This window comes from Komagataeibacter sp. FNDCF1 (genome assembly GCF_021295335.1).
Taxonomy (GTDB): Bacteria; Pseudomonadota; Alphaproteobacteria; order Acetobacterales; family Acetobacteraceae; genus Komagataeibacter.
Window position 1 is genome coordinate 2289232 of record NZ_JAIWOT010000001.1, and the last position, 13394, is coordinate 2302625.

The 13394-nt window shown below is 64.2% G+C and carries 9 protein-coding genes; all 9 read right to left on the minus strand.

All coding sequences use genetic code 11. The features are described from left to right. Positions 1 to 640: 640 nt before the first annotated feature. A complete protein-coding gene (locus LDL32_RS10875; protein WP_233064810.1) occupies positions 641 to 1756 on the minus strand; it encodes an S-(hydroxymethyl)glutathione dehydrogenase/class III alcohol dehydrogenase in 1116 nt (371 codons plus the stop codon). 47 nt (positions 1757 to 1803) lie between these two features. Continuing rightward, positions 1804 to 2568 (minus strand): electron transfer flavoprotein subunit beta, encoded by a 765-nt coding sequence (locus LDL32_RS10880; protein ID WP_233066795.1) that lies wholly within the window; start codon positions 2566 to 2568, stop codon positions 1804 to 1806. Between the two features lies 1 nt (position 2569). Further along, on the minus strand, positions 2570 to 3802 hold the full coding sequence (locus LDL32_RS10885; protein ID WP_233066798.1) for an electron transfer flavoprotein subunit alpha/FixB family protein: 1233 nt from the start codon (positions 3800 to 3802) through the stop codon (positions 2570 to 2572). After that, positions 3799 to 5691 (minus strand): DUF3483 domain-containing protein, encoded by a 1893-nt coding sequence (locus LDL32_RS10890; protein WP_233066800.1) that lies wholly within the window; start codon positions 5689 to 5691, stop codon positions 3799 to 3801. The genes LDL32_RS10885 and LDL32_RS10890 overlap by 4 nt, the downstream gene beginning before the upstream one ends. Before the next feature lie 5 nt (positions 5692 to 5696). Further along, complete coding sequence (locus LDL32_RS10895) at positions 5697 to 7742, minus strand: NADH:flavin oxidoreductase (protein ID WP_233066802.1); 2046 nt, start codon at positions 7740 to 7742, stop codon at positions 5697 to 5699. Positions 7743 to 7765: 23 nt separating this feature from the next. Then, positions 7766 to 8758, minus strand: a complete 993-nt coding sequence (locus LDL32_RS10900) for a GlxA family transcriptional regulator (protein ID WP_233066803.1) — start codon at positions 8756 to 8758, stop codon at positions 7766 to 7768. Positions 8759 to 8760: 2 nt separating this feature from the next. Next, on the minus strand, positions 8761 to 9852 hold the full coding sequence (locus tag LDL32_RS10905) for a hybrid-cluster NAD(P)-dependent oxidoreductase (protein WP_233066805.1): 1092 nt from the start codon (positions 9850 to 9852) through the stop codon (positions 8761 to 8763). Between the two features lie 16 nt (positions 9853 to 9868). Then, positions 9869 to 11125 (minus strand): SRPBCC family protein, encoded by a 1257-nt coding sequence (locus LDL32_RS10910; protein WP_233066807.1) that lies wholly within the window; start codon positions 11123 to 11125, stop codon positions 9869 to 9871. Between the two features lie 247 nt (positions 11126 to 11372). Continuing rightward, positions 11373 to 13367 carry a CocE/NonD family hydrolase gene (locus LDL32_RS10915; protein ID WP_233066809.1) on the minus strand — a complete coding sequence of 665 codons (1995 nt, stop codon included), beginning with the start codon at positions 13365 to 13367 and terminating at the stop codon, positions 11373 to 11375. Positions 13368 to 13394 lie beyond the last annotated feature (27 nt).

Here is a 13394-nt window from a genome sequence, read left to right on the forward strand (position 1 = left end):
TTTTTTTGAATTATTCCGAAGTTCATAACGATTCTGTTTCGTTTCATGCCATAAGGCATCTCATCGGATCGGGCATGGCGGAAACTTTTTTGTACGTCCGTTCAATCACGATATCCGTTCCGGCGCCTGATTCCATGGCGCAGGACCATACGTGATCTTCTTGATATTATATAAAATAATACAATGGGTTAGAGGCATACAGGACACATGCCGCACGATGCCGGAACCGGGCCTGACGCCTTGATGCTCCGGCCTGTGTGGCGGGGTGCGGAAGGAATCTGCCCAAAAAATCATCAATCAGGGGAACGGCCATACGCCGTGCCGTATCAGGATCGGCTGCGGGCAGACCTGGAACCGATTCGCCTTCTATCGGGAAACGGATTTCTGTCACTGGCAGGCAGGCGCCTCCCCTGAACCGGTCATCCTGTCCGGCAGGTACGATCGCCTGGAATCACGGCCCCTGCGTAACCTGCGCGCACGGGGTGGCGACAGAGGGGCGCATGACGGCATGGCGGCTTCCGGGTGGAAGCCGCATTTTTATATTATGACGAAGCGATGGATGGAACAGGCTGCCCGAAACATGCCCCCTGCCGGAACCAGCATGGGGACAGGCCCGCGCCAGGCCTGTCCCACCCATGGATCAGAATTCGACCACGGTGCGGATGCTCTCGCCCTTCGCCATCATGTCGAAGCCTTCGTTGATGCGCTCGAGCGGCAGCTTATGGGTGATGAGACTGTTGATGTCGATGCGGTTTTCCATGAACCAGTCCACGATGCGCGGCACGTCCGTGCGCCCGCGCGCGCCACCGAAGGCCGAACCGATCCAGCGCCGCCCGGTGACAAGCTGGAACGGCCGCGTGCTGATTTCCTGACCCGCCCCGGCCACGCCGATCACGGTGGACACGCCCCAGCCACGATGCGCGCATTCCAGCGCCTGGCGCATGAGCGTGGGGTTGCCCACGCATTCGAACGAATAGTCGACGCCGCCGCCGGTCATTTCCACCAGATGGCCGACCAGGTCGCCATTGGGGCCAAGGTCCTTCGGGTTGACGAAATCGGTCATGCCGAACTTGCGGGCAATCGCCTCACGCCCGGGGTTGATGTCCACGCCGATGATCCGGTCGGCGCCAACCATCTTCGCCCCCTGGATGACATTCAGCCCGATGCCGCCCAGACCGAACACGGCCACCGTGCTGCCTGCCTCCACCTTTGCGCTGAACAGCACGGCGCCGATGCCGGTGGTCACGCCGCAGCCGATGTAGAACACCTTGTCAAACGGTGCGTCGGGACGGATCTTCGCCAGCGCGATCTCGGGCAGGACCGTGTAGTTGGCAAACGTGGAGCAGCCCATGTAGTGATGGATCGGCTGCCCCTTGAACGAAAAGCGCGACGTGCCATCGGGCATGAGCCCCTTGCCCTGCGTGGAACGGATGGCCGTGCACAGGTTGGTCTTGCGCGACAGGCAGGACTTGCACTCCCGGCATTCGGGCGTATAGAGCGGGATCACATGGTCACCGGGCTTCAGGTGCTTCACACCCGGGCCCACTTCCACGACCACGCCCGCGCCCTCATGGCCCAGGATGGCGGGGAAAAGCCCCTCAGGGTCGGCGCCGGACAGGGTGAACTTGTCCGTATGGCACAGGCCGGTGGCCTTGATCTCGACCAGTACTTCACCCTCGCGCGGGCCTTCAAGCTGTACCGTCTCGATTTCAAGCGGTTTGCCTGCTTCAAAGGCAACGGCTGCCCTTACATCCATATTCTTTCTCCAGAGATTGTATTGAACCCATGCCGCAGGGGCCCGGGCTACCGGTTCACGGACAGCACACCCAGCATGACCAGATGGTCCACGATCGCCTGTGCGGCATCCTGTGGTGACGGATCCACCATGACCTGCCCCCCCGCGATCGTGGCCTGCGCCTGTATCAGGCGTGGACGGACACGGTAAGGGCGGGACTGCACGTTCATGTCTGCCGTATCGGCACGCGGCATGGCGGGAACGTCCACCGCCTGCGCGCACACGGTTGCCGCCCGCATGCGCGCAAACGCGAAGGGCGGCACGGTGGGCGCCATGTTATGCACGCTCAGCACGCATGGCCCCCGCACCTGCACCTGACGGCGCACACCACGGGGCAGGGCCTGTTCCACTTCCAGCAGATCAGGGACCTGCGTATCGCGTGACGCATCAATACCGACAATATCGGCTACTACCGGCCAGCCAAGCGCATGCGCCAGCGCATAGGGGAACAGGCCGCTATCCTCACCACCCGATGCGCGCCGCGCGGTCAGGACCAGATCGACCGGCCCATCGGCAAAGGCCGCACCGGAACGGATATAGGCCGCGACCGTATCGACCGGGTCCGCATCGCCCGCCTGCAGCGTGACAATCCGGTCCAGCCCGTATCCGCCATATTCCCTGATACCCGGTGCCGTGACCGCGCCGACATGGACACCGGCCAGACTGTCCGCCACGCTCAGCCCCATGCCGATCGCCCGTATTTCTCCCGCCACCGGGGCGGGGCGGCCGGACACCTTATCCAGCCCGGCCGACAGCAGCACAATCGCGCGCATCCTATGCTTCCTTCCCGCCATGCAGAAGATCCATCAGGGCGGGCATGACCTGCTGGGCGTCGGCAATGATTGCAAGCCCCGCCCGCCCGATCATGGCCGCATGCAGATCCGTGTTGACCGCGACAACATGCTCCACCCGCCCCAGTCCCTGCAGGTGCTGGGGGGCACCGGATATGCCAAGGGCAAGGTAACAGACCGCATCCAGCACGGTACCCGATGCGCCCACCTGTATCTCACGCGGCAGCAGGCCGGCATCACAGACCATGCGGCTGCCACCGGGCGAGGCATACAGGGCCGCAACAACCTGCCGGAACGCATCAAAATCCGTCACACCATTGCCCGCGGATACGACAAAAGGCGCTTCCGCCAGGGACATCGTGGCCGGATCTCCCGGCCGGGAGGGGGCGACATGCAGTCGGCTCCCGTTGTCCCGGGTGGCAAGGGGTTCCGGCATGTCCACCGTCATCAGGCGTGCTTCATGCGTGGTACCCTCATAGGCCGCCACGCGGTCCGGTGCGAGGGCAAGGATACCCGGCAGGACCGATGCCGCCATCTCCCGCCGCCGGGCCATGAAGGGCCGGATTGCCTGCCGGGCATTCAGCGATTCCACATCACCCATGAAGGAACGCCCCGTTGCAACGGCCACACGGCGTGCCAGATCGCTGCCATCCGGACTTTCGCCAAACAGTACCTGCCGTGGCGACAGCGCGGCCATGGCTTCACACAGCACATGCGTGCGCTGTTCCGGGTCGGTGGCGGCCAGCGGCAGCGGCAGCAGCCGGTCAACGCCTGCCTGCCCCAGTTCATGCTGCAGGGCCTGGTCCATATCCGCCGGGCAGCAGGCCATGACGGCACCATCGCCGGCATCCGCCAGCATGCGGGCGGCCCCCAGTACCTGCCGGTCCAGCCGCCCCAGACGCCCATCAGGCAGGTCCGGAACGACCATGATCAGGCATTTGGGGTCATCCACGCGGATGACGGATTTCTCCCCGCCCCGTCGGGCCGTGGATGGCGCGCCGCCACCCCCGCGGCCATCGCGGACAATACGCGGACGCGACCCGTCATTGACCAGCATCCGCGCGCGCTCCGCACGGGGGTCGCGGCGGATCCGGCCCGCAGGCGAAACCTGTGGCGCGGCCATGCCAGCGGGAAGCAGGCGCACCCGCCCTTCCTGCCCCGCCACCGTGCGGCCCAGGCGTTCGGCACGCGGGTCATGCCGCCTGCGCGTACTCATGGCCGCACCATTGCATCAAGAACGAGTTCCGCAATGTCACGCACCTCGGGCCGGGCGCCTGTCACCCCCTCCAGCATGGCGGTGCAGCCGGGGCAGCCAACCGCCACGATCTGAGCACCCGCATCCTGCGCCTGTCCCATCCGCAGGTCGGGAATACGCTCCTGCGCATCCACATCGCTTACGGGGTTGCCCCCGCCACCGCCGCAGCACATCGCCCGCGTGCCATGGCGTTCCATTTCCACCGTCCGGCTGCATGCCGCGCTGAGCAGACGGCGCGGTGCCTCGGTTTCCCCGTTATAGCGCGCCAGGTAGCACGGGTCATGCCACGCCACCGGCGGCAGGTCGCGCGCCGACAGGGTCAGCCTGCCACTGCCCACCAGTTCATCCAGGAGCGCCGTATGGTGCATGACGGTCCACTGCCCCCCCAGGGCGGGATATTCGTTGCGCAGTACATGGAGCGAATGCGGATCCGCCGTGACAATACGGCTGAACCTGCGACTGCCCAATGTTGCGATGACATCACGCGCCAGCATCTGGAATGTCGCCTCATCCCCCAGCCTGCGGGCCAGGTCGCCGCTATCGGTTTCCGCCGCGCCCAGTATGGCGAAGCGCAGGCCCGCATGCTGCATGAGCCTGACCAGTGCCTGCAGCGAGCGGCCATAACGGCGATCATACGCCCCTTCCCCCAGCCACAGCAGGATGTCCGTCTCCTCCCCCTCGCCCAGTACCGGCACGTCAAGTGCGGCAAGGGCGTCGGCCCGTTCGGACAGGGGCCTGCCGCCGGGTTCGGCGCTGTCACGCATGTGGCGCAGCGCCTGCGCCGCACCGGGGCGGACATCACCATGCATGAGCGCCTGTCCGCGCCGCAGGTCGATGACCGTATCGACATGCTCGATCATCATCGGACATTCCTCGACACAGGCCCGGCAGGTCGTGCAGGCCCACAGCGTATCGGGGTGGATCATGGCCTCCACGCCCACGACCGGACTGTCCATGCCGCCATGGCCGCCAACAGGCGGCGCATTGGGGGCGGGACTGCCGGTATAGGATGCCCAGCCATCATCATGCATCGCGCGCGCGACACCCTGTATCAGGGCCTTGGGGTTGAGCCGCTGGCCCGCGGCAAAGGCGGGACACGCCTCCTCGCACCGGCCACACTGGATGCAGGCATCGAAACTGGACAGGACGTTCCACGCAAAATCGCCCGGCGTCACCGCCCCCAGCACCGGCTGGTCCAGATCCAGCGGGCGCAGGGCCGTATCGCGCCCGCCACCAAAACGCGCGGGCCGTGAATGCGTGACCAGCCATGTGGACCCGGCAAAGGCATGCCGCATGGGCCCAGACAGGAACACCGCCAGCAGCCCGACCGCCCCCACAGCCAGCAGCCCTGTGGCAAATACCGTGATATCCTGTTGCAGCAGGGCCGCCGGCAGGGCGACCTGACAGGCCGCCAGCAGGAAAATCGCCCCCGTTACCGCCGCAAGCACAGGGGCCAGCCAGTTGAACATCCCACCCGACAGGTAGGACGGCCTGACCGGCACGCGCCGGGCCCGTACCAGCGCCGCCCCCACCAGGCCACCCAGCGAGACCAGCAGCACCAGCGCCCAGTAGAACCTGCTATGCCCCAGCGGCGGCACCAGCGCGAGCGCGACCAGCACCAGACTGCCCAGCAGGCCACCCGCCGCCAGCACGTGCATGCGCCCAGCACCAGGCCGCCGTTCGACCACATGATGCACATCGACCAGGTAACGGCGGGGAAGCGCAAGCAGGCCCCGCGTCCAGTCTATCCGCGCGGGACGGCCATGCGACCACAGCCGCGCGAAGCGCCCCGCACCAACGAGGACGGCAGCCCCCAGCAGCCAGACAAGACCGATCATAAGCCAGGCCATGGGAACTACAGATCCTTGCACAGGCGCAGGGCGTCATACAGTGCGGCATGGATGTTGCGTCCCGCCACCGCATCACCAATGCGGAACAGTGCATAACCTTCCTGTCCTTCGGCCAGGACGGGCTGGCACTCTCCCGCCAGCAGCGCCGGCAGGTCGGTCTGGCCGTGATTGGATGCCTTTTCCTTGAGGGAGAAATACACTTCATCACGCGGGAGCGTGCCATATTCCACAATGACGTGGTCCACGACACGTTCTTCTTCCGTATCGGTCATCGTATTGCGCAGCACGGCCACCACGCGGTTCCCCTCACGGTAGACTTCCTGCAGTTCCATGTTGGGCGACATGACCACGCCCAGCCTGTAGAGTTCACGCAGGTGGATGGGCTGGTTGGTCGTGCCGACTTCCTGGGCGATCAGGCGGTCACCGGTCGCCATTTCCACCAGGCAGCCCCGCGTGGCCATGGCTTCGGCCACCGATGCTGCGGCATGCTGGCCCATTTCATCATACAGCAGCACGCTGCCGGTGGGTTCCACGCGCCCTTCCAGCACGTCACGCGCGCTATGGACCAGATCCGCCCCGGGGCGATCACCCTTTGAAGCCGTACCCCCGGTTGCGATAATGACGATATCGGGCTTTTCAGCGGCGATCAGTTCCGCTGAAGCCTGTGTCTCCAGCCGCAGGTCGACCCCCAGCCTGCGCACCTGCGCATCAAGCCAGCGCACGATGCCCGACAGGGCTTCGCGCCAGCCCGCGCGGGCCGCGAGATTGACCTGCCCCCCGGTTTCGGCCGCCTGTTCGAACAGCACGACATGATGCCCGCGCAGCGCGCAGACCCGCGCGGCCTCCAGCCCCGCGACACCCGCGCCGACAATGACCACCCGGCGGGTTATTGCCGCGCGCGGAATGTCATGCGGCATCGTGGCCTCGCGCCCGGTTGCCGCATTCTGCAGGCACAGGGCATCCCCACCGACATAGATACGGTCGATGCAGTAGCCCGCACCCACGCACTGGCGGATATCGTCCGCGCGCCCCTGCGCGAGCTTGTTGGCGATATGCGGGTCGGCAATGTGCGCCCGTGTCATCGCCACCATGTCCACGTGGCCTTCGGCCACGGCGCGGGCGGCGGTGGCCACATCCATGATGCGCTGGGCATGGAAGACGGGGATGTCCACCTCACGCCTGATCCCGCTGGCCAGATGCAGGAATGGCGCCACCGGAAAGGACATGTTGGGCAGGCTGATCGCGTGCGACATTTCATCGCGCGCCTGACCACCAAGGATATTGACGAAATCGACCAGCCCCCGGCGCGCGTATTCGGAAGCGATCGTGATCGCATCCTCATGCGATATCCCGTCCTTCAGCAGTTCGTCACCGGACATGCGCATGCCCATGACATAATCATCGCCCACGGCCTCACGCATCGCGGTCAGGATCTCGATACCGAAGCGCATGCGGTTTTCCAGCGACCCGCCATATGCGTCCGTGCGGTGGTTGACGGCGGGCGACCAGAACTGGTCCAGCAGATGCCCGTGCGCGCCCGAGACCTCCAGCCCGTCCAGCCCACCTTCCTTGCACCGGCGCGCCGCGTCGGCAAAGGAGCGTACGACCCGGCGGATATCCTCGATTTCCATTTCCTTGGGCACGGAACGCGATGCCTGCTCACGCACGACCGAAGGCGCGATGACCGGCAGCCACTCATCCGTATCCCACCGGGTGCGCCGCCCCATGTGCGTAAGCTGGATCATCAGGGCCGCGCCGTGCTGGTGCACCCGGTCCGAAAACTGCCTGAAATACGGGATGATGCTGTCATCCGCGACCGCGACCTGGTTCCATGGCGTGGCCGGGCTGTCACAATCGACGGATGACGAACCGCCAAACATGGTCAGGCCAATGCCACCCTTCGCCTTTTCGGCATGATAAAGCTGGTAACGTTCCTGGGGCTTGCCATCCTTGGCATAGCCCGGCGCATGGCTCGTGCTCATGATCCGGTTGCGGATCACAAGCTTCTTTATGCGTAAGGGCTTGAACAGTACCTCGGCATTCGCGTTCATTCAGATAACCCAGCGTTACTTTGTTACAGGGAAAGACAGGTATTGACCCGTGCCGTGGACGGTCGCAGCCGCCGTTCATCACGCGGGGCGCAGCCAAAACGGCCGCGATAGGCGGTACTGAAATGGGCGGGGGAAACAAAACCGCAGGCCAGGCTGATATTGGTGATCGACATGCTGGTCTGCTGCAGCAGGCGTCGCGCGCGTTCCAGCCGCACGCCCACCAGATAGACGGCGGGCGTACAGTCGGCATGGCGGCGGAACAGGCGCTCAAGCTGGCGGACGGACAGCCCGGCTTCCGCCGCGATACCACTTATGCGCAGCGGCTGGTCGAGATTACGCTCGATCAGACGCATCGCGCGCATGAGCGGTGCCGGCGCATCCGCCAGGGGAAAGACGGGCTGGGCCTCGCTGCCGGTACGGTTGCGCTCCAGTATGAACTGTGCCGCCACGGCCTGCACATGTTCCCGCCGGAAGCGGGCGGCGACAATGCGCAGCATCATGTCCAGCGGGACCGAACCGCCGGTACAGGTCAGCCGGTCACGGTCGATCACGAACATGTCGTCCGTAATGTCTATTTCAGGAAATTCCTCGCGGATGGCCGAGAGGTTTTCCCAGTGGATGGCGCATCTGTAGCCCCTCAGCAATCCGGCTTCGGCCAGGGTGAAGGTACCGGTGCACAATGCGCCCAGAACAACATCCTGACGGGCCTGCACCCGCAGGAAATTGCGTAGCGAGGACGAACTCGCGGCGCGCACGTTGATCCCCCCGCATACGAAGATGATATCGTACGCCCTGTCCTTGTCGGGCGCTACGGTGGGATACAGCATGAGACCGTTGCTGGCGACCGCGGGTTCCCCGCTCTGGGTCAGGATATCCCATTCATATGCGTTTTCCCGTGTTACGCGATTGGCCATGCGCAGGACCTCGATCGCATTGCTGACGGCAATCATCGAGTAGCTGTTAAGTGTCAGAAAGCCAAAACGGCTCAATCCGGCAAGATCCAGCGGACGGCCCATTGTCAGCGTTCGATGACCAGATCGCTGGTGGGTTTCGCGCAGCACAGCAGGATCATGCCCCGGTCGATCTCGCGCTGGCGGATACCGCCATCATGCTTCATCTCGACAGTGCCCGACACCAGTCGGCATTTGCATGTCCCGCACATGCCCTTGGCACACGAGGCAGGCAGGCGCATGCCCGCCGCCCGCGCAGCCGACAGCACGGGTGTATCCGCGCCGCAACTGATCTCACGCTGGCTTTTGGTAAAGGCCACGTTGAACTGGGCGGCTTCCAGTTCGTCCATGGCCTGGATGATTTCAGGTTCCTGCGCGACCAGCGTGCCGAAATCGAAACTTTCCTCATGATGGCGGGCCATGTCGAACCCGCCATCACGCAGGATATCCCTTACCGCCGCCATGAACGGTGCCGGACCGCAGCAGAAGACCTCACGCTCACGGAAATCGGGCACGGCCAGTTCAAGTGCCGCGGCTGACAGGCGGCCACGATAGCCATCCCATCGCGCGGCGGGGCTGTCATGCTCGCACAGCGTCACGACGCGGAAGTCAGGGTTGACCTGCTCCAGCACGGCCAGTTCGTGGCGGAAGATACGGTCCTGCGGGCTGCGGGCCGCATGGACGAACAGGATGTCCGCGCCGACCATCGTGTCACACAGGGCACGGGACATGGACATCATGGGGGTGATGCCACTCCCGCCCGACAGGAACAGCAGTTTGCGCGCGGGTGTGGGACCACAGGTAAAATCACCCATCGGGCCCAGCGCGCGGACTTCCATCCCCGGACGCAGGTTGTCATGCAGCCAGTTCGATACCTGCCCACCCGGTACGCGCTTGATCGTGATCTCAAGCTTGTCGGGCCGCGTGGGGCTGGATGAAATGGTGTAGCAGCGATTGACCTCCTGCCCGTCGATCATCACCGTCAGGGTCATGAACTGACCGGGCGCGTAGGAGAACAGGCGCGGCTGCGGCGCGGTGAACACGAAGGTCCGCACATCATGCGTTTCGTCACGGACCTGCCGGCACACCAGCACTTCATCACGTTCCGGGTCCCAGAACGGAACCGGGTCCTTGGGGGGGTGGGCAATCATTTCGGACATAAGGCGCTAACTCCGCTCATTCCGCGCCCTGCGAAACGCGCGAAAGGTACCAGGTTATGAATTTCTCGACCAGCCCTTCGGTATACGGCGAATACGGGCCGGGCTGGTAGGCCGGATCCATGGCGCCTTCCTGGGCGATGGCAACCAGGTCGGCATCCTGCTGGTTCGTGGCGTTCCACACATCGGTCAGTTTCGCAAGATCATAATCGACGCCTTCAACCGCATCCTTGTTGACCAGCCATTTGGTGCGGACGAGGGTGTGGCCTTCGTCAATGGGAATGGCGGAGAAGGTCACGATATGGTCACCCATGAAATGATGCCATGAGTTCGGCTGCGTCCAGAATGACAGGCCACCCGACGCGGCATCGCTGATCGTGCCGAGCGGCAGGCGGCAGGCGGCACGGGTGTCCATCGTCTGGCTTTCACCGCTACGGTCGATGGGCAGGCGCTCCGTGCGGAAGCCGGTCACGCGGTCGGCCAGGTGCTCCACCTCGGCCGAGGGCAGGCCCGCCGCTTCCCATCGGGCGCAGGACGCATGGCGCAGTTGCTCGTAGCGCTCGGCCTCGACGCGCCCTTCCTCATCAAGCGATTCGGGGGCAAAGCCAAAGCCGTATGCAAAAAGCGGGACGGTCAGTTCCGGATGGTTGGGGCCGCAATGATAACATTCGCGGTTGTTTTCCATCACCAGCTTCCAGTTGCCGTTCTCGATCAGATCGGCCTGGTGGGCGACGCGGGTATTGCGGATGTCATGCGGTGCCAGGTACGGCTCCATGATGGCCGCCATGTCCTCGATATCGGCTGGCGCTTCCTCAGCCAGGCAGATGAAGAGCAGCCCACCGACCGAACGCAGGTGCACCGGCTTCAGACCATGGCAGCCACGATCGAAATCGGGGGCCATGTGCTCGGCGAATTTCAGGTTGCCATCCAGGTCGTATGTCCATGAATGATAGGGACAGACGATGTTGCCGATGATCGTCTTGCCTTCGGGGATCATCCGCGCGCCACGGTGGCGGCATACGTTGTGGTATGCCCGCACTTCACCCGCGTCATCGCGCAGGATGATGACCGAGGATGGCCCGATGTTGACCACCATGGCGTCGCCTTCCTCGGCCACGTCGGGTTCGACACCGACATAGATCCAGTGGCGGCCAAAGATCTCTTTCATATCCGTCCGGAAGATCTCCGGACTGGTATAAAATGGCGCTTCCAGGGAAAAACCAGGCTTGCGCCGCGCCACCAGTTCCCTGACCGATACCACGCTGTCATTGGCCATCACGGAGGACCTTTCCTGAGAGAGTGCACATCTGTGCTGTGAACATTATTATTCCAATCACGCCACCCCTTATGCGTGGAGGCGACACATTGTTATGCCGCAACGACTTTATTGCATCCCGTCGCCGGCGTATCAAAGACCGGCCTGCCGCCGCCACGGCACCCCGCCCACCGGGTGTCCCGGCCGGAACACGCTGTGTGCCAGACGCATTCCGGCGCGGGCATCAGGGCCGGATGCCCTGACATGGTTACAGCAGGTTGCGGGGTATCGATTCGGCCCATTCCTGCGTCAGCACGTTCTCATCCTTTTCCGAGGCTTCCAGCGTGGAGGCGATATGGAAGTGCTCCGTATCCGATGTCATTTCCGTTCTCAGCCGCAATTTAACATGGCTGCCCGGCCGCTCCAGTTCATAGGACTGGGTCAGGACATAACGCGCGGAAAGCGGATCATCATCGCGTATGCTCAGTTCACGGCGCATATCGTGGCTGACCGTGGTGTCGGTCTCGTCAAAACGCACGACGCCGGTGCCAAAGACCCCGCCTGCGGCGTCGGTCACGTAGGTCATGACATCATTGACATAGTCCTGCTGGCTGAAGCGCTGCAGGCTGCCCGGCGCAAGCTGGGTCACGGGTGTGGCAGGCCCGTGGGCCGGTGGCGGGAAAACGACCTCCGGCATGTCCCCATCCGGCAGGCAGGGCAGGCGCAACTGCCCGCCGGAGCGGACCGAAAGGGTCACTGCCGTGGGGGCGGGCCAGATCAGCGGCCAGTAGCAGGTGCCGATCGCGATGCGGATGCGGTGGCCCGCTGGAAACCTGTGGCCGCAGGCCTTGAGGGAAATCGCGACATCATACCATTCACCCGGCACCAGGGCTTCGGGGTGTTCGTGGCCGTTGCGGTGCGTCAGGTTGAAGACCTGGTAGCTGACACGCTCCACCTGCCCGTCGGGCAGGACATCGGACAGGCGCACCACGATCTGGGCCACCGGCGCATCGGCCGCAAGGGCCAGGCGCAGTTCCGGCTGCCCGAGCACACGGTACCCGCTTTCCAGCGGCAGTGTTTCGAACACCAGCGACTCGCCATCATCGGGGCGCTGGTCCACGGGCATTTCCCCCTTGCACCCAACGCCCATCCATTCTCCCGCCGTACGCCCCTGGCTGTGGGGGGAGCGGATGCGCCAGACCTGTTCTCCCGCCACATCGGGCGCACCCAGATGACCATCGGAACGGATCGACAGCACCTGCGCGTCCAGCGCATCCGGGTTTACCCCCACCCATCGTCCCGCACTGACGGGCCGCGTCGCGGCGGGGGGTATCGGATCTTCCAGCCAGGCCCGCAACGGTGGATCATCCATCACGCCCGTATCCGTATCCTTAAGCCACTGGTCCCACCAGCGCAGGGCTTCCTGCAGGAAACCGATGGCTGGTCCGGGCACGCCATCCTGCGGGTAGATATGCCCCCACGGGCCGATAATGCCGCGCGTGGGGACGGAAAGGCTGGCAAGCAGTCGCGGCACCGTATTGGTGTAGCTGTCGGCCCAGCCACCCACGGCCAGGACGGGACAGGTTATGCTGCCGTAATCCGTGCAGACCGAACCATGCTGCCAGTATGCGTCATAGCTCTGGTGCCGCATCCATATGGCCGGGAAAAAGGGCAGCGTACGCATGCGCTCCAGCCAGATGCGCCGCCAGTCCGCGCCCACGATGGCCGGATCCGGCGGGCGGGACTGGAACATCATCATGATGCTGCCCCACCACAGATTGTCATTGAGCAGGCAGCCGCCCATGTAGTGGATATCATCCGTAAAACGGTTATCGGTGGAATAGACGGTAATGATGGCCTTCAGCGCGGGGGGGCGACGCGCGGCGACCTGAAGGGAATTGAACCCGCCCCATGACTTGCCCATCATGCCCACGCGGCCCGAACACCATGGCCGGGCGGCAATCCACTCTATGACCTCAAGCGCGTCATCCTGCTCCTGGCCGAGATATTCATCGGCAAGATGGCCATCCGATTCCCCCGACCCGCGCATGTCCACACGCACGGCAGCGTAACCATAGGCGGCGAAATAGCTGTGCATGGGTTCATCCCGGTCACGCGTTCCATCGCGCTTGCGATAGGGGATGTATTCCAGGATGGCGGGCACCGGATGGTCCGCCGCATCATCGGGCAGCCATATCCGTGCGCCCAGACGGCATCCGTCACGCATCGTGATCCAGATATGTTCTTCTACCGTTGTGGCCAACTACTTTCTCCACTACTTTTATAAAGA

What these genes read in the sequence shown, in the direction of transcription:
- LDL32_RS10875 (WP_233064810.1), bottom strand. Translation starts at nt 1,756, where the DNA reads ATGGATGTAAGGGCAGCCGTTGCCTTTGAAGCAGGCAAACCGCTTGAA.
- LDL32_RS10880 (WP_233066795.1), bottom strand. Translation starts at nt 2,568, where the DNA reads ATGCGCGCGATTGTGCTGCTGTCGGCCGGGCTGGATAAGGTGTCCGGC.
- LDL32_RS10885 (WP_233066798.1), bottom strand. Translation starts at nt 3,802, where the DNA reads ATGAGTACGCGCAGGCGGCATGACCCGCGTGCCGAACGCCTGGGCCGC.
- LDL32_RS10890 (WP_233066800.1), bottom strand. Translation starts at nt 5,691, where the DNA reads ATGGCCTGGCTTATGATCGGTCTTGTCTGGCTGCTGGGGGCTGCCGTC.
- LDL32_RS10895 (WP_233066802.1), bottom strand. Translation starts at nt 7,742, where the DNA reads ATGAACGCGAATGCCGAGGTACTGTTCAAGCCCTTACGCATAAAGAAG.
- LDL32_RS10900 (WP_233066803.1), bottom strand. Translation starts at nt 8,758, where the DNA reads ATGGGCCGTCCGCTGGATCTTGCCGGATTGAGCCGTTTTGGCTTTCTG.
- LDL32_RS10905 (WP_233066805.1), bottom strand. Translation starts at nt 9,852, where the DNA reads ATGTCCGAAATGATTGCCCACCCCCCCAAGGACCCGGTTCCGTTCTGG.
- LDL32_RS10910 (WP_233066807.1), bottom strand. Translation starts at nt 11,125, where the DNA reads ATGGCCAATGACAGCGTGGTATCGGTCAGGGAACTGGTGGCGCGGCGC.